The 16917-nt window shown below is 60.7% G+C and carries 19 protein-coding genes and 1 pseudogene; 9 read left to right on the top strand and 11 right to left on the bottom strand.

What is annotated here, in order from left to right:
- Positions 1-350: 350 nt before the first annotated feature.
- From O7A05_RS13385 to O7A05_RS13375, 3 genes are read left to right on the top strand one after another with little or no spacing between them, the layout of a single operon-like run.
- On the top strand, positions 351-1211 hold the full coding sequence (locus tag O7A05_RS13385) for a thermonuclease family protein (RefSeq protein ID WP_337093557.1): 861 nt from the start codon (positions 351-353) through the stop codon (positions 1209-1211).
- Complete coding sequence (locus O7A05_RS13380; protein WP_337093556.1) at positions 1165-1722, top strand: hypothetical protein; 558 nt, start codon at positions 1165-1167, stop codon at positions 1720-1722. Before O7A05_RS13385 ends, O7A05_RS13380 begins: the two co-directional genes overlap by 47 nt.
- A 7-nt stretch (positions 1723-1729) precedes the next feature.
- Positions 1730-1852: a hypothetical protein gene (locus O7A05_RS13375; protein WP_337093555.1), complete on the top strand. Its 123-nt coding sequence runs from the start codon at positions 1730-1732 to the stop codon at positions 1850-1852.
- Here O7A05_RS13375 and O7A05_RS13370 read toward each other — a convergent pair.
- From O7A05_RS13370 to O7A05_RS13355, 4 genes are all read right to left on the bottom strand, one after another.
- Positions 1806-2354 carry a hypothetical protein gene (locus O7A05_RS13370; RefSeq protein ID WP_337093554.1) on the bottom strand — a complete coding sequence of 183 codons (549 nt, stop codon included), beginning with the start codon at positions 2352-2354 and terminating at the stop codon, positions 1806-1808. The two genes, O7A05_RS13375 and O7A05_RS13370, sit on opposite strands and share 47 nt — an antisense overlap.
- A 680-nt stretch (positions 2355-3034) precedes the next feature.
- Positions 3035-4000, bottom strand: coding sequence for a glycosyltransferase family 9 protein (locus tag O7A05_RS13365; RefSeq protein WP_337093567.1), 966 nt, complete (start codon positions 3998-4000; stop codon positions 3035-3037).
- A 284-nt stretch (positions 4001-4284) separates the two neighbouring features.
- A complete protein-coding gene (locus O7A05_RS13360; protein WP_337093553.1) occupies positions 4285-4983 on the bottom strand; it encodes a hypothetical protein in 699 nt (232 codons plus the stop codon).
- Complete coding sequence (locus O7A05_RS13355; RefSeq protein WP_337093552.1) at positions 4980-5636, bottom strand: hypothetical protein; 657 nt, start codon at positions 5634-5636, stop codon at positions 4980-4982. The genes O7A05_RS13360 and O7A05_RS13355 overlap by 4 nt, the downstream gene beginning before the upstream one ends.
- Before the next feature lie 941 nt (positions 5637-6577).
- Between O7A05_RS13355 and O7A05_RS13350 the strand changes: the two genes are divergently transcribed.
- The 3 genes from O7A05_RS13350 (at position 6578) to O7A05_RS13340 (ending at position 8154) form a co-directional block, all read left to right on the top strand.
- Complete coding sequence (locus O7A05_RS13350) at positions 6578-7015, top strand: curlin (protein ID WP_337093551.1); 438 nt, start codon at positions 6578-6580, stop codon at positions 7013-7015.
- A 61-nt stretch (positions 7016-7076) separates the two neighbouring features.
- Positions 7077-7478, top strand: coding sequence for a curli-like amyloid fiber formation chaperone CsgH (gene csgH, locus O7A05_RS13345; protein ID WP_337093550.1), 402 nt, complete (start codon positions 7077-7079; stop codon positions 7476-7478).
- Positions 7479-7737: 259 nt separating this feature from the next.
- Positions 7738-8154, top strand: a complete 417-nt coding sequence (locus tag O7A05_RS13340; protein WP_337093549.1) for a curlin — start codon at positions 7738-7740, stop codon at positions 8152-8154.
- Positions 8155-8203: 49 nt separating this feature from the next.
- Here O7A05_RS13340 and O7A05_RS13335 read toward each other — a convergent pair.
- Positions 8204-8248 (bottom strand): annotated as a pseudogene (locus O7A05_RS13335) (DUF982 domain-containing protein); the annotation flags it as partial.
- A 178-nt stretch (positions 8249-8426) separates the two neighbouring features.
- Between O7A05_RS13335 and O7A05_RS13330 the strand changes: the two are divergent.
- Together O7A05_RS13330 and O7A05_RS13325 are read left to right on the top strand one after the other, a co-directional pair.
- Positions 8427-8729: a hypothetical protein gene (locus tag O7A05_RS13330; protein WP_337093548.1), complete on the top strand. Its 303-nt coding sequence runs from the start codon at positions 8427-8429 to the stop codon at positions 8727-8729.
- A gap of 36 nt (positions 8730-8765) precedes the next feature.
- Entirely contained in the window at positions 8766-9026 is a 261-nt protein-coding gene (locus O7A05_RS13325; RefSeq protein WP_337093547.1) for a hypothetical protein, read from the top strand.
- Positions 9027-9595: 569 nt separating this feature from the next.
- Here the strand turns inward: O7A05_RS13325 and O7A05_RS13320 are convergent.
- Positions 9596-9898 carry a DUF982 domain-containing protein gene (locus O7A05_RS13320; RefSeq protein WP_337093546.1) on the bottom strand — a complete coding sequence of 101 codons (303 nt, stop codon included), beginning with the start codon at positions 9896-9898 and terminating at the stop codon, positions 9596-9598.
- Positions 9899-10197: 299 nt separating this feature from the next.
- Between O7A05_RS13320 and O7A05_RS13315 the strand changes: the two genes are divergently transcribed.
- Positions 10198-11655 carry an NCS1 family nucleobase:cation symporter-1 gene (locus O7A05_RS13315; RefSeq protein WP_337093545.1) on the top strand — a complete coding sequence of 486 codons (1458 nt, stop codon included), beginning with the start codon at positions 10198-10200 and terminating at the stop codon, positions 11653-11655.
- Between the two features lie 36 nt (positions 11656-11691).
- Here the strand turns inward: O7A05_RS13315 and O7A05_RS13310 are convergent, their stop codons facing one another.
- The 5 genes from O7A05_RS13310 to tpiA form a co-directional block, all read right to left on the bottom strand.
- Positions 11692-12237 carry a DUF1697 domain-containing protein gene (locus tag O7A05_RS13310; protein WP_337093544.1) on the bottom strand — a complete coding sequence of 182 codons (546 nt, stop codon included), beginning with the start codon at positions 12235-12237 and terminating at the stop codon, positions 11692-11694.
- A 22-nt stretch (positions 12238-12259) separates the two neighbouring features.
- On the bottom strand, positions 12260-13897 hold the full coding sequence (locus O7A05_RS13305) for a CTP synthase (RefSeq protein WP_318011476.1): 1638 nt from the start codon (positions 13895-13897) through the stop codon (positions 12260-12262).
- Positions 13898-14091: 194 nt separating this feature from the next.
- Entirely contained in the window at positions 14092-15210 is a 1119-nt protein-coding gene (locus O7A05_RS13300; protein ID WP_337093543.1) for a L,D-transpeptidase, read from the bottom strand.
- Positions 15211-15422: 212 nt separating this feature from the next.
- The gene (gene secG / locus O7A05_RS13295) at positions 15423-15935 is read right to left on the bottom strand and encodes a preprotein translocase subunit SecG (protein WP_337093542.1); all 513 of its coding nucleotides are present in this window, start codon (positions 15933-15935) and stop codon (positions 15423-15425) included.
- Between the two features lie 161 nt (positions 15936-16096).
- A complete protein-coding gene (tpiA, locus tag O7A05_RS13290) occupies positions 16097-16864 on the bottom strand; it encodes a triose-phosphate isomerase (protein ID WP_337093541.1) in 768 nt (255 codons plus the stop codon).
- Between the last annotated feature and the right edge of the window lie 53 nt (positions 16865-16917).

Here is a 16917-nt window from a genome sequence, read left to right as displayed (position 1 = left end):
ATCCGCGCTCGCCCGGGCTGCGCAACTCTGACCAGCTCCGCCCGGGCGAACGCTGACCGCCGCGTATTACATAAGGGGGGTCAAAATTGGACGCCGATCCGGGGTCAGTTTTGGAAGCCGTTTGACACGCAGTTGCTGGCTGACAAACGAATAGCCCGACCTGCGATGCGGGTGAAAGCATAGGGTTCGCAAGCCGAGCCATTCTACCCAAGGAAGAAGGGCGAGACCCTTATCAGGGCTCATTCGTGCAGCCCGGCCTTGCATACCGGGCCGCCAACTATTAGAGGACGCTGATGCGTCTGGACTCCCCGGCCTTTCGGACGCATGCTGCTAGCGGGGAGTAAAGGGGCGTGGAAAAGGGCCAGCTTAACATTGGCGCTGATCAGGCTAACCGCTGGCGGAAACGCAAGCGTCCCGGTAGGCGTGGACAAAGCCGCTCCAACGCTCCGCTGCGCCTGGTCTTCGTTACCGTCGCCGCAGCCGCCGCTTTCGGCACCCAATTTCTCATCTCGCACGGGCAGATGTTGCCGTCGCCAGTTTCGACCTGGCTAAATCCTCTACCCCCACCGATCGGCGGCCGTGCGTCAGTGATCGACGGCGATACTATCGAGATTGCCGGCCAGCGCATTCGATTCAACGGCATCGATGCACCTGAGAGCAAGCAGTACTGCGACGACGCCAAGGGCTTCGAGTATCCGTGCGGTCGGCAAGCTGCCCAGGCCGTGGACGAGTTCCTGGCCGCTTCGCGTCCGCTCTATTGCAAGTTCGTCTCTCGCGATCGCTACGGCCGGCTTGTCGGCGATTGCTACAGAGCTGACCGCAAGAACGTGCAATCATGGTTGGTCGAACAGGGCCTCGCACTTGACTGGCCGCGCTATTCGAACGGGGCATTCGCCTCAGAACAGGCCACCGCAAAGGCTGCGCACCGTGGCCTCTGGCAAGGGCGCTTTGATCAGCCATGGGATTGGCGAGCAGCGAACACCGACAAGGTGGAGACAGCCAGCGAACAGTCGACCGGGCTCTTTAGCTTTCTGGGTAACCTGAACTGCAGGATAAAAGGCAACATCTCTACCAACACCGGCGAGCGGATTTATCACATGCCCGGCCAAAAATATTACAGCTCGACCGTGGTGACCCCGAGCAAGGGCGAGAGGTGGTTTTGCAGTGAAGCAGAAGCGCAAGCGGCCGGCTGGCGGCGATCGAAAGTCTGAGCCCCCGGAAAAGGCTGAGGCCATCGAGCGCAAGCCTCATGGTGACGGCCTCACTTGGTACGGCATGTACCTGATGGCCCAGAACTATAGGGCGACTGCTGACGCGCTTGAGAACGTATTCGTCATCCCGCCTGGGAGCGGTCAACCGCGACGATTTCTCTACTACCAAGCTCTGGAGCACTTCCTCCGAATTTTCCTACATTTGAACGGCCATGGTTTGGCAAGCATCCAACAGCTTGGGCACAAATGGGGTGATATGCTCGACCGATGCCATGGCTTGGAACTCTCCCCGAAGGTCGAGAAATACATTCGAGCGAGCGCTGAAAACAACGCGTTGGTCAGCGTTCGCTACGCCTATGATTTCCATAACATCGGTAAGGAGGAGAGACGCTCGACATTGCTGCTTGAGAAGGCCGTCTTCGCTTTAGAGAGAGCCGTCGGCGAAGCGATCGAGGCAACCGGCAGAGAGGTGTTTAAGAGGCCGACTCCGCGTTGGCTGCAGGGCACCTAAGGAGCTAATGGCGCCGCCGACGAACGTCTTCGAGGCCGACCATGTGAAGATGAAATCGTCCGTGCTTGTCGCCGCAGTGGTGGCTATGTGGGCCGCTGCGGTCGACGTGTTCGACATCGATGTCGGCTGATCCGAGTCCTCCACCACGCTGCCGGCGCCAGACCAGCTTCCGTCACTGAGGCGCCCGTGCCCTGTGCGGCCACACCCGCTATCAGCGCGCCGCCGACCTTGGTTTTAACGTCATTGATCGCGCAACTCGTGCCGCTTGCTGAGGACCTCGCGACCTGGTCGACTGGTGTCGCGCTGAGGCCGCTGCGGCAGTAGACGTCGAAATTGGCGAGCGCAGCCGTCGTGGTCATCACGATGTTCGGATTCGAGCCGCTGGCGACGATGCCGGTCCAGATTTCAAAATAGGTGACGACTGACGTGAAAAGCTGGATTCGGCCCGGCACCAGAGCGTCAGCGCGGTGCCGCCGACATCGACGCCAGTTGTCGAATAATCGCGCCAGCCATGCGGCCGAACCTTCGAAAGCATTGCGCGCATCTCTCAATTCGCGCATCTGTTCAGGAGTCCCCTGCCCGTCCGCATTTCCGCTGCCGATAACATCGTAGCGCACGCGCGTGACGAACAAGCGCATTCGTGCGAGCGCTGCGCAATGCCGCTCCCGTGTCTATCGCAGCGAACATCCGCGACGGACCGGTAAATGTCGTCGGCAAAGAGCATCCAAATAAGGCTGTCGGCGGCCCTGTCGTGGGAACGAAAAAAGAAGAGAAGCAGAACTTTCGTGTGCGCTTTTTGCACACGCCATCCCGTAACCGGCTGATTTTGTTTAACTGTCCGTCCAGTCCATCATTGGCGCCACGGCCAGCCGCACCTTTTTGTAATCGCTGCTCTTTTCCATCGTGTCCGGCGGTTCTCAGAGCCTCGATCAACGAGGCACCCGCTCACATAAGCGATTTCGCGGCGATTTCCTACCGGGAGCCCTCAAGGACGGCGCAGAACGGACGCACCAACTCGGCCCTGGCGAGCCGATGCAGCGGAATAGACAACCGCCGCGCAGGTCGGCGCAGCGTTCTCGATTCGCGAATGCTGGCTCGCCCCTAGCGCCTCAGGGCGTGGATATTGTCCATCGACGCGCCACCCAGCGGCAGCGCCATGTCGTCGTCGAGCGGCCGGGTGATGCGGGCAAAGCCGACAAGGCCTTCCGCGCCTCCTCGGCCGGCATCTTGCCCGACGTTGCCGCCGCCAGAGCGCCGCCACGGCAGGTTAGATGTGCGCAGTGAGAGATGGTGGGATGGTTCAATTGGCCGCCTAATTCGCTTGTTGTCTCACTGCATCTATCAGGTCTCGTGTTGCTTGAGCGACCTTGGCAACTGGTAGTCGATGAACGCAGTAGACAGCGCTCGGGTTGCCGGGTTTGCACAAATCGGGCGCAACACACTGGCAAGGCAACGGCGGCTCAACGGTGCGGTGAAGCACCCCCAAAGGCCCCCAGATGTCGGGTGGCGTGAGGCCATACAGGCCCACAACTGGGGTTCCGACTGACGCCGCCAGGTGCATTGGGCCGCTCTCGTTTCCCAGGAAGATAAATGCATCTGCAAGCAAAGCAGTTAGTGTTTCAAGCGAGAGCTCCCCAACAACGCTTACCAAAGGTGACATTGCCATATTCAAGACTGCTTGGGCGGTTGCGCTTTCATCAGGTCCACCAACCAACAGTGACCGCAGGCCCGTAGTTGTATAAACCTCGTCGATTACTGCAGCGAAGCGTTCAGGTTGCCAACGCCGCCCTTCGAATCTTGCTCCAGCGTGTACTGCGACGAAAGCTTTTGTAGCCAGATTGCTTCGCGCCAGAACCTGGGCAGACGCGCTTCGCCCGACTGATGTGGGTTCAAGCCTCGGTGTCACTTCGCGTAGTTCTATCCCAAGCGCCTCAAGCGGGGACAGATATCGATACAAATAGTGCTTGCCTCCATGGCCACGTGCTTCAGCAAATATGTTGGCAGGCTGAACTTCCCAAAATTTCAGCGGCCTGTCCGGGGGATTGTATCCAACGCGTAGCGGGGCGCCGATTGCCCTCTGGACTATCCTTGATGTTTTCGAGTCAGCGACATCAATGGTGAGATCGAATTTTCGGCGGCGGAGGTCAGCAGCCAAGCTTGAATATTCCTTCACTCGCTTAAGCAGACTTCTACCAGCACTTCGACCGTCGAATCCGATGGCCTCGTCTGCGATATTCTGGCTGATTACGAAGTCTCGCAGGCCAGCAGCGCAAAGCATAGCTATTGCAGCGTTTGGGTAAGCGAGGCGCAGGTTTCGCACGAGCACCGAGGTCAAAATGACGTCCCCGATGTACTTCGTCTGAATAACGAGAATGGATCTAATGTTCTGCCGATCAACCAGAGAGGTATTCAGCGCACCGAACTCCCGAAGGCGGGGGATGCTGGTCGTTGGTCGGCTCGCACTCCGAGCAATCTTTATCCTATTTTTCAACGTCGGAGCCAGCTCGTCTTTGCTATGAAGTTCGGAATGGGCTCATATTGGCTTTGTCTAAGAAACACTCGTCATGGCATCTGTCCCTGCCACAAGGGCAATCCAGTTTCTGCAGCGAAGTCTCTATCCTCTGCGTAGATTGGCTCGCCTCTTCTCACGACCAGTCGCAGCAAAGCCGCATCTTCGTCGGCGTGATATCGAAAGGCATTTCGGGTGTCGTATCCATGCCCGGCCTGGGACAGGGAAAACCCGCTGACTACAACAGGAGCGAAACCGGCGAACCGCGCCAGCATGATTGCGAAGACTCCAGTGGAGATTTTCCGGTGCCAACGGTGGGACACATGATATTTGCCGCTAAGCCGCCAGACGATGTTGGCAAGCTGCCATTTGGTAAGCCCTTGCAAGGTGTCATAACGATAATTGAAGGTGCGACAACCGGCTTTCAGCTTGTCCTCGACGTCCGTCCAAACCGGGATGATCAGATGCTTTGCCTGTCGTCCTTTTAACAAATCACGCTTGTAACAATCCTGCTCGCCCGCACCGACTAAAATGCCGCGGCGTATCAGGGCGACATCGGGAACGGAAAGACCGAAGGTTTCCGCCAAAAGCTGGGAAGCGTTGACGGTCACAAGTGCCCAATCGGCATCATGTCCCTCGGGGAGGCGAAAATTCGGCGCCGACCCCATCACCAAAGCGGGACCCGTGGCCCTGGGCAAGCGAAGAATGGGCTTTGAGAAGGTTGGCAAGTGATTCAAAAGCGGAGTTTTCATGGGGGAATCTGAACCGCCTGTTCCTCAAACGCGCGCAGAATGCTCTCTTCTCGGCTCCACAATTCGTCCCATTGCGTGGCGCCAGACCAGCCCGCAAACCAAGGACCGCCGAGCGTGTAGTGCGCCAGCGAGACATCGGCGGGATCGAGTTCCGAAGCCGAAGCCCCTACGAGGTAGTTCCATGCCAAGGGTAATTCCCCGATCTCATGGTCCTCAAGCCATTTGAAGGCGTGGAGGTCACGTCCAGGCCACGTATTGAGCATCTCGTTGGTCAACCGTTTGTTGGACGGATGATCTAGATTCCACAAAACGACCGACGACCAGTTTTTGCGGCGGTAGAACGTCTGCGTTTGCCCGTCCATCTTGACCGCTTCGGATTCGCGTTGCTGGTGCTTAACCGCCATAATCGCGTAGGAAGGATCGACTAGGTCGAGCAGCCTGACTGGATCCTTCAGAAACAGGACGTCACAATCGCAGAACATGGCCCAGCCGCCTTGCCTCATAAACGGAACGGCAAAGCGCGATATGGCAAACTCGGTCGCCATTGGTGCCTCGGAAATCGGGCACCAGAGCTTCCCATCACGAACCACCATCGGTCGCTTCATGATTCCTTGGGCTTCAAGCTCTTTGAGCACGAGTGGCTGTATCTGCAACGGCCTGCTTGTGCGCCGATAGGCGCTCCATCGCGCTACCTCTAGAACTCGGGATTCGCGTGGGTCATACCCAATGTAGATTGGTATCACGTGGCAACTCTATAATTGGTGCGGATTTACTCGAACTAAGCAGGGAACCACTGCAAGCGGAAGACCCGAAGTACAGCGGATCACTTCGGCCCGCTGGCGACCGTGCACGGTGAACGGCATCCATCGCGCTGTCGGGAAAGGTCTTGGCGTAGAAGCGGCTGCGGCCTCCAAATCGCATTCTTTGGCATTGCGCGTTCCTTTCGATCTGAAGCCAGGATTCCGTCCTTGTTTCCCACCTTCGGCGAGTGGGGGAAAGGCGGTGGCGCTCTTCCGACTCGAACCCCCGATGGCGAGCGCACGGCTCGACCCGAGCGCACGGCTCGACCATCAAGTTTGCCCCAATCCGTAACAGGAAGTCCAATCTCTTTCGTAAGCGCACGCAATTCGGCTGGAGGAGCAAGACAGAAAGTTGCTTCCAAGAACCCCAGCCAAATTGGATGCTATGTGGATATCGTGCCTCCAAGAGTTTCTTTGGTTGCCGCAGCCGTTGCTGTTCTGCAAGCAAATCAAAAGGTTGTCGGAGAGCCCCGCGAACTTCGCCAGTGTCATTTGCAGTTCGACAGCACCAGATCAAAGCCGTTTTGACCAAGGGTTGATCGCTCATGTGCTGGTCTCCAAACGTAGTGACCGTGGCTGACCTCGTTGGACTGGCACTTGGCTGGTGGTGCGATGGTCGAGCGCCTGGGCAGGATGGCTTCAATTGAAGGGAGACGCGCTACCAGTTCTGCAATGTCTGAATGAAGCGGTCATGAACTTTCGCTGAATGGAGCCTTCAGCCTCCATTCGGGCCGAACCTCCTACAAAGGGGCCGTCCAACCCCGCGGTCCCTACCGCATCGAAGGAGAAGTCCCATGACCCGCACATCAGTCGTCGCCGCAGCCCTTGCCGCGGTCGTCGGCTTCACCGCCGTCGCGCCCGCGATGGCCAACGACGTCAACATCGAACAATATGGCTGGCGCAATTCCGCCGGCGGCGCCCAGCACGGCTACCGCAACCGCATACACGTTTATCAGGATGGCCGCTTCAACACCGCCATAGGCCAGCAATATGGTCATCGCAACCGGTCGGTGATCGGGCAGCAGGGCGTCAACAACTACGGCGCGACCTATCAGTACGGCAGCCGGAACGCCGCAGGCATTGCCCAGTTCGGCTCGAACCACACCGCGATCCTGACACAGGACGGCAACGGCAACATCGCCGCCGGCGTCCAGGTCGGCCACGGGTGCAATGCCGACGTCAGCCAGGGTGGCAGCGGCAACGTCGCCGCCTTCGTCCAGGACTGCCCCTGAACCATGGACGGTCGGCAAGAGTGTTGTCGGCCACCGTCCTGCAATCACAAGGAGATGAGCCATGACCAAACTGGATAAGCGAACAGCAGCGGCATCTGCCGCGTTCCTGGCTGTGATCGTCGCCAGCGCGACTGCCGCGACGGCCGGCAAGGATGGCTCGAATTCCGGACCGCTGCGATGCGAGATCCGGGACACGCGCCAAGGCGACGCCATCCTGCTTGAGCCCATGGTTTATGCCGACGAGAGCATTAACGGCACCTACAAGGTCAGCGTCTCCGGTGGCGGCAGATCCGGGTCCGCCAACATCCGGCAGGAAGGCGCCTTTGACGCCCGTCCGGGCGATCCCGTGTCGCTTGGCCAGATGAGTGTCGAGGGGAATGGCGCCGCCTATGAGGTCGAGCTGAAAGTGACCGCAGGCGCGGCGAGCGTCAGCTGCGTCAAACAGGTGTCCGGCGCGACCTGAGCGCCGGCTGTCTTCGAGCATCGAAAGGAGGGCTCTGGGCAACCGGAGCCCTTCATTTTCATCAAACCGGAACGACTGCAGTGCGCGGTGGATTTCCATCCGGAGCGATGCAAAAACAAATATTTAAGGCTTCGGCGGTTCCGTCGAAGGCCGCTCCGCTCCAGGTCTTGAACCGCTGCTGAACGAACCCTTCCACCACGGTTCAGCTTCGCCGTGCGACTGTGGCTCGTCAGATGATCAAGCCACAAGGAGAGGCATCATGAACCGCCAGGTCACAAAACTTATCGCCGCCATCGCGCTCGCGAGCGCCATCGGCCTGCCCCTTTTTTCCGCTCAGGCGAAGGCGGGCGGTTCGATCGGGTTCTACTACTCGCCTCCGACGGCTCGCGATGCGCGGGCGCTGGATCTCGGCCTGCGCGCCTACTCGGTTTACAAAGGGCTGCGTAGCGATGCGCATATCAGGCAGCGCGGGTGGAACAACCGTGCCGGCATAGGTCAGGACGGGGCCGGCAATCTCGGCATAATTCGACAGGAGGGCAGCGGACACTCCGCTACCCTGCGCCAGAACGGCAACGACAATTCCTACGGTATCTTCCAGTTTGGCCGAAACACCGACGCCGACGTCGTGCAGGCCGGCGACAGGCAGAGCGGCGCGGCTTTCCTGTTCGGGTGGTAGACATCTTGCCCGACATAGCCGCCGCGCAGCAATTCAGCGCGCATTGGTAAACCGGTCCGCGTCTTCCCGTTGGCCATTTCCGCAGGAGCACCATCGCCTCGGAGACGCTATCGAGGGCTGCGGTCGGACATCCGGCGGGACGAACGTTTCCCGGCAGACACAATCCAGAAACATCCAGGAAAAACTCCAGAAATCATTCAAGCGTACAATGCTCAAGAGGGTCAGTTCATCGGCTGCAGCAGTGCTGCACTTGCTCGGGTTTGCGACAAGCGATGCACAGAATCTCGATCAACTTGATGGGTGCGTTGCTCAGCTTGTCGCTTACCGCGGCAGCGACCGGAGTCGCCACCTCAAAGGTGGCACCGCTCACCCGGACCGAGCGCTGCACCAATCTCAGCCGTCAAGTTGACGAAGCCCTTAGAACGCATGCCGCGGCAACGCAGGTCACCGCGGCGAAGGCTCTTCAGAGAAAGGGAAACCGGTACTGCGCCAAGAAGAAAGAGGCGCAGGGGATCCGGATGTTCGCGAAAGCTTTGAAGCTGCTCGGAGTGACACCCATCGATCCTGATGAGTGACGCTCAAACCCGACTTGCCAAACAAGGAACAGGCACATGAAAAAGTCTCTTCTGTCCGTCGTCGGTCTTGCATTCGCGCTCGCCGTCTCGATGCCAGTTCTCGGTCCCAACGACGCTGCCGCGGCTACAAAGCCAGCGCCAGCAGCGACGGCCGCAACTAGCTCTGCGCCCGCTTCGGATGCCATGACCAAGAAGAAGCACGTCACGAAGGCCTGCAAGGTGACCAAGAAGCACAAGTGCCCGGTTAAGCACAAGAGGGGCGCCGGGAAGAAGGCTGCCCCCAAGAAGGCCTATTAAGCTTGCAGTATTGCAAAAGAGGCCATCCATCTCCGCATTTATCTGGATGGCCTTTTTTGTTCCCGCCTGCGGCTAAGTGGGTGCAACTACCCTCTTCGCGCTGGTCCACTCTTTTGGTCATGGACAGGAGCAGGCTGGTTAAGCCTCGATCAGCCTGATCGCTAAGCTGCGGAATCTCCGACCAGACTTATCCCTTATATTTCCAACCTCCTCCGCCACCATTCCGGGTGCAGAAACGGACACCTCTCCACTCAACTGAGCGCTGACTTTCTGATCCCGGTTCCTGTAGATTTGAAATCGAGCAAGGGGTGTTAGTGCTTCGAATTCACCGCGCGGCATGGTTTCGATGTCAATCTGGAATAAAAGGCCGCCGGATGGCGTTTATCCGTTCAAGCGCACCTTCTGCCAGTTACGCGCGCTGCGCGTTACTCGCATTGTCTGAAGGGAATAACGCGCCTGGAGCTCCAATTATTCCGTGCTTCGCCCTCTGATGGACCTACGCATGTCCGAGAGACAACCGCCGCGCAGGTCAGGCGCAGCGTTCTCAATTTGCGAAATGCTGGCTCGCCCTAGCGCCTCAGAGCGTGGACATTGTCCATCGACGCGCCACCCAGCGGCAGCGCCATGTCATCGTCGAGCAGCCGGGTGATCCGAGCAAAGCCGACAAAGGCTTTTCGCGCTTCCTCGGCCGACATTTTGCCCGACAGTGCCGCCGCGCAGCAATTCAGGGCGCACTGATAAACCGGTCCGCGTCGTCCCGTTGGCCATTTCCGCAGGAACACCATCGCCTCGGAGACGCTATCGACTTCCTCCACAGGGTGTCCCTGCCCACGCGCAATTCGCACTGGGGTAAAAAAATGCAAGCGATCCATAATTTTCCTCCCGGTCGACCGCAATGCAGTCGAACCGCAATAAACGCACGTATCGCGAATCAGTTCCAAACAAATTTGGTTGCCGCCGGAAAAGTTCGGAACCAGCCCGCCCGTGGGCCCGAACGCACCGTCCCGACTCAAGCTCGACGTGCGCCGAGGTCAGCGGATAAGGGCGATTCTCATTGAATATCTTTAAGGCGAAAGCCGGCAAATGGATTGCTTGCCGGTTCCCCCGCGTCAGGCTTAACCTCCGCGGTTAGACGCGTGAGGGCGCGTTTTGCAAAAGGGGAACACTTGCAATGACCATTCAAGGCGCATCGCCCGACCTCTACAATGAGGATCTGGCTCCCGCAACGGTCAGGAACTGGGGACCGTTTTCGATCTTCAACGTCTGGACCTCGGACGTCCACAGCCTCTGGGGCTACTATCTGGCAGCCAGCCTGTTTCTGTTCTGCGGCGGCTTTGTCAACTTCGTCATCGCCATCGGCATCGGCTCGCTGATCATCTACGCGCTGATGAACCTGGTCGGCTATGCCGGCGTGAAGACCGGCGTGCCCTACCCCGTGCTTGCCCGCGCCTCCTTCGGTATCTGGGGCGCCAACGTCCCGGCTCTGGTGCGCGCCATCGTCGCCTGCTTCTGGTACGGCGCGCAGACGGCAGCGGCGTCTGGCGCGATCGTCGCGCTGCTGACGCGCCTGCAATGGTTCGACGAGTTCAACAAGAGCTCGCATACGCTCGGTCATTCCACGCTCGAGGTGATCTGCTTCGTCATCATCTGGGCGCTGCAGTTGCTGATCATCCAGAAGGGCATGGAAACCGTCCGCCGCTTCCAGGATTGGGCCGGCCCGGCCGTCTGGATCATGATGCTGATCCTGGCCATTTTTCTTTGCGTGAAGTCCGGCACTTTCGCCTTCACCAGCGACATCCCGATGGATGTGCTGCTGGACAAGACCAAGGACGCCGGCGTTCCGGGCGAGCCTGGGTCCTGGACCGCCCTGTTCGCGGTGGCAGCGATCTGGGTGACCTATTTCTCGGCGCTCTATCTCAACTTCTGCGACTTCGCCCGCTATGCACCGGACAATGCGGCACTTCGCAAGGGCAACATCTGGGGCCTGCCGGTCAACCTCATCCTGTTCTCGCTGGTCGCCGGCGTCACCACGATCGCCGCCTACGACGTCTACCATGAGGTGCTGCTGCATCCCGACCAGATCTCGGCCAAGTTCGACAGCTGGTTCCTGGCGGCGCTTGCCGCGCTGACCTTCGCGGTGGCGACGCTGGGCATCAACGTCGTGGCGAATTTCGTCTCGCCGGCCTTTGACTTCTCCAACGTGTTCCCGCGCCAGATCGACTTCAAGAAGGGCGGCTACATCGCGGCGCTGATCGCCCTCGTGCTCTATCCCTTCGCGCCATGGGAAGGCAGTGCCGCTTCCTTCGTCAACATCATCGGCGCGACGATGGGACCGATCTTCGGCGTGATGATGGTCGACTACTATCTGATCCGCAAAAGCGAGGTCGACGTCGAGGCACTCTATCGCGAGGACGGCGAGTTCCGTTTCCAGAGCGGCTGGCATGTCAACGCCTTCATCGCCGCCGGCATCGGCGCGATCTTCTCCTCGATCCTGCCTAACTTCACCAGCTGGCTGCCATCCTGGTGGGGCGTCTATGGCTGGTTCTTCGGCGTGGCGATCGCGGGCGCCGTCTACTACGTCCTGCGCACCATGGCGCTTGGCGCCGGGGCAAGGACCGCCAAAGCCTGAAACAAGGCGGTAGGCAGTAGGGACTAGCCAATATGCCTACTGCCTACTGCCTACCATCTCCGCCAGCCGGCGCACCGTGTTCCAGTTGCGCGACGTGCCGATGCCGAAGCGCTTGTGATTGGCGGCGGCGAGCAGCCGCGAGCTCGGCCGCTCGCGCGAGAAGACAAGCCAGATATCGCCGTCGACCCAAAGCACCTTCTCGTCGCCTGCGGCATAGGCCTGGAGCGCTTCAACGGCATCCGCCGGTGCCGGCTCGCGCATCACGCGTACCGCCACCTGATCGGCCGCAATCGCGGATTCAGCCGGGAATGGATTGCAGGCCGCAAGTTTCAGCCAGTCCTCGGCGCCGCGCACGATGATGTCGACATGGCGGCCGAAGGTCTTTTCGAAGGCCTTTTCCAGCCGCTGCTCGAGCTTTGAGATTTCGCCCGCCCGCGCCTCGAACACCAGATTGCCGGTCGCGACCAGCGTGCGGACGTTTTTCAGCCCGAGGCTTTCCGCCATGGCCTTGAGGTCGGCCATAACCACGCGCCGCGCCTCGCCAAGGATGATGCTGTAGAGCAGCGCGACGTAGGTTTGCATGGCCAATGTGCCGGCCGGTCGTTCAAACCAGGCGCGACTGGTCTACCGCGGCCGAAATAAAGCTGGCGAACAGCGGATGCGGGTCGAGCGGCCGGCTCTTCAGTTCGGGGTGATATTGCACGCCGATGAACCAGGGATGGTCGGGATATTCGACCGTTTCCGGCAGCACGCCATCGGGCGACATGCCGGCAAACACCAGGCCGCAATCCTCGAGCCGCTGCTTGTAGTCGATGTTGACCTCGTAGCGGTGCCGGTGACGCTCGGAAATCTGCGTGTCGCCGTAGATCTCCGCGATCTTGGAGCCCTTGGCGAGTTCGGCCTGATAGGCGCCGAGCCGCATTGTGCCGCCGAGATCGCCGGTGGCCCGGCGCTTTTCCAGCATGTTGCCCTTCAGCCATTCGGTCATCAGGCCGACGACCGGCTCGTCGGTCGGGCCGAACTCGGTCGACGACGCATGGTCGACGCCAGCCAGCGAGCGGGCCGCCTCGATGCAGGCCATCTGCATGCCGAAGCAGATGCCGAAGTAAGGTACCTTGCGCTCGCGCGCGAACTTTGCCGCCAGGATCTTGCCTTCCGAGCCGCGCTCGCCGAATCCACCGGGAACCAGGATGCCGTGCACCTTCTCCAGCCAGGGCGTCGGATCCTCCTTCTCGAAGATCTCGCTTTCGATCCAGTCGAGCTTGACCTTGACGCGATTGGCAAGGCCGCCATGCGACAGCGCCTCGATCAGCGATTTGTAGGCGTCCTTGAGGCCGGTATATTTGCCGACGATGGCGATGGTCACCTCGCCTTCCGGATTGTGGATGTGGCTGGAAAGCTTTTGCCACGGCTCCATGCGCGGCTTCGGCGCCGGGTCGATGCCGAAGGCCGCCAGCACTTCCGAATCGAGGCCTTCCTGATGATAGGCCAAAGGCACGTCGTAGATATGCGGCACGTCCAGCGCCTGGATCACGGCGCTTTCGCGCACGTTGCAGAACAGCGAAAGCTTTCTGCGCTCTTCCTTCGGGATCGGCCGGTCGGCGCGCACCAACAGGATGTCGGGCGCAATGCCGATGCCGCGCAATTCCTTGACCGAATGCTGGGTCGGCTTGGTCTTCAGTTCGCCGGCGGTCGGGATGTAGGGCATCAGCGTCAGATGCACATAGACCGCGTTGTTGCGCGGTAGGTCGTTGCCGAGCTGACGGATCGCTTCCAGGAACGGCATCGCCTCGATGTCGCCGACCGTGCCGCCGATCTCGCACAGCACGAAGTCGTAGTCGTCATTGCCGTCCAGCACGAAATGCTTGATCTCGTCGGTGACGTGCGGGATCACCTGCACGGTCGCGCCGAGATAGTCGCCGCGCCGCTCGCGTTCGATGATGTTCTTGTAGATGCGGCCGGTGGTGATGTTGTCCTGCTGGTTTGCCGAGCGGCCCGTGAAGCGCTCGTAATGGCCGAGATCGAGATCGGTCTCGGCGCCGTCATCGGTCACGAACACTTCGCCATGCTGATATGGCGACATCGTTCCGGGGTCGACATTCAAGTAAGGATCGAGCTTTTTGATCCGCGCGCGATAGCCTCGCGCCTGCAGAAGAGCCCCAAGAGCTGCTGCGGCAATGCCTTTTCCGAGTGAGGAAACCACGCCGCCTGTGATGAATACATATCGCGCCATGGGAGTCATCGCTTAACGCGGCCTGATTGATTCCGCCAGAGAAAAAACCGCCGCGAAGGCTTTTTCCCAAAATGGCGCCGGTGCTCCCGAGGGAGGCTTCGCGAAACATGTTGCTCAAAGTGCAACGCGAGTTTGGAAGAACGACATGCGTCAAAACAAAAGGGCCGGCGATGCCGGCCCTTTCGGCAGTTTGATGAAAAGCGTCAGATGATCACGACTTTGGTGCCGATCTTGACGCGGCTGTAGAGATCCATGACGTGCTCATTGATCATGCGGAAGCAGCCATTGGAGGCGCTGGTTCCGATCGACTGCGGCGCGATCGTGCCGTGGATGCGCAGATGCGTGTCCTTCTTGCCGTCATAGAGGTAGATGGCGCGCGCGCCGAGCGGGTTCTCGCCACCGCCGGGCATGCCGTCCTTGTACTGGCCGTAATGCTTCGGCTCGCGCTTCTGCATGTCGAGCGTAGGAATCCAGCGCGGCCATTCCTGCTTGTCGCCGACGGCTACCGTGCCCTTGAACTGCAGGCCTTCGCGGCCGACTGCGATGGCATAGCGGCGGGCGGTGGAAAACGACTCGACGAGGTAGAGGCGGCGCGCACTGGTATCGATGACGATGGTGCCCGGCTCGTAGCCCGAGAAGGAAACGTCCTGCGGCACGAATTCCGGCTTCACCTTGAAAGGCCGCTTGGCGGCCTTCTTGGCCAGCGCCGAATCCAGCGCGCGGGTTTCCGGCAGATAGTTGATGGAAGTCGCCTGGGCGCCACCGAAGAGGCCGGCGAACAGCCCGCCGCTGCTCGTCTGCTTCTGGCCGGGGTTTTCGCTGCGCAGCTCGCCATTGTTGCCCGTGGCCGTGATGTTCATCGCCTCGGCCGGGATCGGCTCGGCGGTCTGGATCGGAGCGATCGGCGCAACCGGTGTCAGCGGCTCGATCACTTTGACGGTCTTCTTGGCAGGCTTGGCGTCGGCGACTTCGGCGCCACCGCTCTTCTTGGCGAGCCACTCTTGGCGCGCGGCGTCCGCCTTGGCCTTGGCCGCCTCGCGCATCGCCATCTTGCGAGCATCGAGCGCCTTTTGCTTGGCGGCTTCCTTGTCGGCCGCGATCTTGGCCTCGAGCTTGCTGATCTGCGCAAGATCGTCCGAGCTCGGGTTTTTCTTCTTCTTGAGAAGCCTCAGCTGCGATGCGTCGCTCTTGGCGACGACAGGAATTGCGTCGGTTTTCTCAACCGACGGGGACGTGGCCAGATTTGCCGGTCCGGCAAGGGCCGAGGAACCCATGCCGAGGACGGCACAGAATCCCAGAAGGATTAAGCTGCGAAGCTGCATGGCGAAGATCCGATTTTCAAAGCAAGTTGCCCACGGCGTCGCCCGGCGCCCCCCAAGGACGCCGAATAGTGCCGCGCGCATTCTATAATCGATTAGCCGTCGTCGCCTCAAGCTGAGGCAGGCGCTACGCCCGGTTGAATCTTCGTGATCGGGCGCGCATTTGCCGCGACTGTGTTCAAAGAACCACAGATCGCGGCCCGGTGCTTGTCCGGCTACTGGTTCGGAACCTGCGGGGTGACCGGCAGGGTGACGCCATTGTTTGCCGGCGGCGTGGCCGGATTCGCGGGCGCGGGAGCGGCCGGGGCGGGCGTCGTTGCCGGGGCCGGCGCGGTCGTGCCATTGGCGAGCGGCGTGGTCGACATCGTGCCGCCCGATGGAGCCGCGCTGCCGGCCGGAGCCGCGGGCTTGGAAGTGCCCACCGGCCCATTGGAACCCGGCAGCTGATTGAGCACGCCGTTGCCCTGGCTGGACGTCGCCGGACGATCGAGGATGTCGATCGGCTTCTCGCCGTAGCGGGCAAGGATCGACAGCGCCAGCGAGGTTACGAAGAAGGCCGCCGCCAGGATTGCGGTGGCGCGGGTCAGCGCGTTGGCGGCGCCGCGCGCGGTCATGAAGCCGGAACCGCCGCCGATGCCCAGGCCGCCGCCTTCGGAGCGCTGCAGCAGCACCACGCCGACAAGGGCGAGCACGACCATGAGGTGGATGACGATCAGTACGGTTTCCATAATTTATCCTGGCGAGGCCAAGCGCTGCCGCGCATACGACCGGTGTTTTGGAGGCGGCTCCTTACAATGCTTTGGCGGCATTTCCAAGCCCGTGGCCGGGAATATGGGAAGCAATGCGGCCAATACAACGATTTATGCCGCGCGAGCCTGGCAGACGGTCTCTAAGAGATGTTCATGTAAGCTTCCGCGATCGCCAGGAAGTCGGCCGCCTTCAGGCTGGCGCCGCCGACTAGGGCGCCGTCTACATTCTCGACCCCGAGCAGTTCCACCGCATTGGAAGGCTTGACCGAGCCGCCGTAAAGAATGCGCATCCTGGCCGCGGCATCGCCGAGCAACCCAATCAGCTTGCCGCGGATATGCGCATGCGCCTCGGCGACGTCGGCCGCGGTCGGGGTCAGGCCGGTGCCGATCGCCCAGACCGGCTCATAGGCGATGATGGTGTTCGCTGCAGTAGCGCTGGTCGGAACCGACCCTTCGAGCTGGCGCGACAGGACATCGAGCGTGGCGCCGGCCTCGCGCTCGGCGCGCGTCTCGCCGATGCAGATGATCGCCACAAGCCCTGCCCGCCAGGCGGCCGATGCCTTGGCATGGACTATCGCATCATTGTCGCCGAACAGCTCGCGGCGTTCGGAATGGCCGACGATCACGTGGCTTGCGCCGGCATCCTTGAGCATCTCGGCCGAAATCTCGCCGGTGAAGGCGCCGCTCTCCTTGGGATGGCAATCTTCTCCACCGGCCCGCACCGGCGTGCGCGACAGGATCTCGGCGGCGCGCTGGAGCAAGGTCGCCGGCACGCACACCAGGGCTTCGGTCTCCGCATCGAGCCCGCTCATGAACCCATTGCCGATCGACCGCAACTCGTTGAGCGAGGCGCTGGTGCCGTTCATTTTCCAGTTGCCTGCGACAAGCGGGCGGATTCCAGGGGTCATGGGGCGCGTTCTCCGAGCGACATTAAGCAGCGCCCTCACTACCAAAATCAGGT

The organism is Mesorhizobium argentiipisi (SeqCode) (genome assembly GCF_037179585.1).
GTDB lineage: Bacteria > Pseudomonadota > Alphaproteobacteria > Rhizobiales > Rhizobiaceae > Mesorhizobium > Mesorhizobium argentiipisi.
This window is presented reverse-complemented; position numbering and strand designations above follow the sequence as displayed.

Coding starts and splice junctions, on each gene's coding strand:
- O7A05_RS13365 (WP_337093567.1), bottom strand. CDS start 4,000: ATGCTTTGCGCTGCTGGCCTGCGAGACTTCGTAATCAGCCAGAATATC.
- O7A05_RS13300 (WP_337093543.1), bottom strand. CDS start 15,210: ATGCAGCTTCGCAGCTTAATCCTTCTGGGATTCTGTGCCGTCCTCGGC.
- O7A05_RS13325 (WP_337093547.1), top strand. CDS start 8,766: ATGAAAAAGTCTCTTCTGTCCGTCGTCGGTCTTGCATTCGCGCTCGCC.
- O7A05_RS13360 (WP_337093553.1), bottom strand. CDS start 4,983: ATGAAAACTCCGCTTTTGAATCACTTGCCAACCTTCTCAAAGCCCATT.
- O7A05_RS13305 (WP_318011476.1), bottom strand. CDS start 13,897: ATGACTCCCATGGCGCGATATGTATTCATCACAGGCGGCGTGGTTTCC.
- tpiA (WP_337093541.1), bottom strand. CDS start 16,864: ATGACCCCTGGAATCCGCCCGCTTGTCGCAGGCAACTGGAAAATGAAC.
- O7A05_RS13350 (WP_337093551.1), top strand. CDS start 6,578: ATGACCCGCACATCAGTCGTCGCCGCAGCCCTTGCCGCGGTCGTCGGC.
- O7A05_RS13330 (WP_337093548.1), top strand. CDS start 8,427: ATGCACAGAATCTCGATCAACTTGATGGGTGCGTTGCTCAGCTTGTCG.
- O7A05_RS13375 (WP_337093555.1), top strand. CDS start 1,730: ATGGCGCCGCCGACGAACGTCTTCGAGGCCGACCATGTGAAGATGAAA.
- secG (WP_337093542.1), bottom strand. CDS start 15,935: ATGGAAACCGTACTGATCGTCATCCACCTCATGGTCGTGCTCGCCCTT.
- O7A05_RS13320 (WP_337093546.1), bottom strand. CDS start 9,898: ATGGATCGCTTGCATTTTTTTACCCCAGTGCGAATTGCGCGTGGGCAG.
- O7A05_RS13340 (WP_337093549.1), top strand. CDS start 7,738: ATGAACCGCCAGGTCACAAAACTTATCGCCGCCATCGCGCTCGCGAGC.
- O7A05_RS13310 (WP_337093544.1), bottom strand. CDS start 12,237: ATGCAAACCTACGTCGCGCTGCTCTACAGCATCATCCTTGGCGAGGCG.
- O7A05_RS13315 (WP_337093545.1), top strand. CDS start 10,198: ATGACCATTCAAGGCGCATCGCCCGACCTCTACAATGAGGATCTGGCT.
- csgH (WP_337093550.1), top strand. CDS start 7,077: ATGACCAAACTGGATAAGCGAACAGCAGCGGCATCTGCCGCGTTCCTG.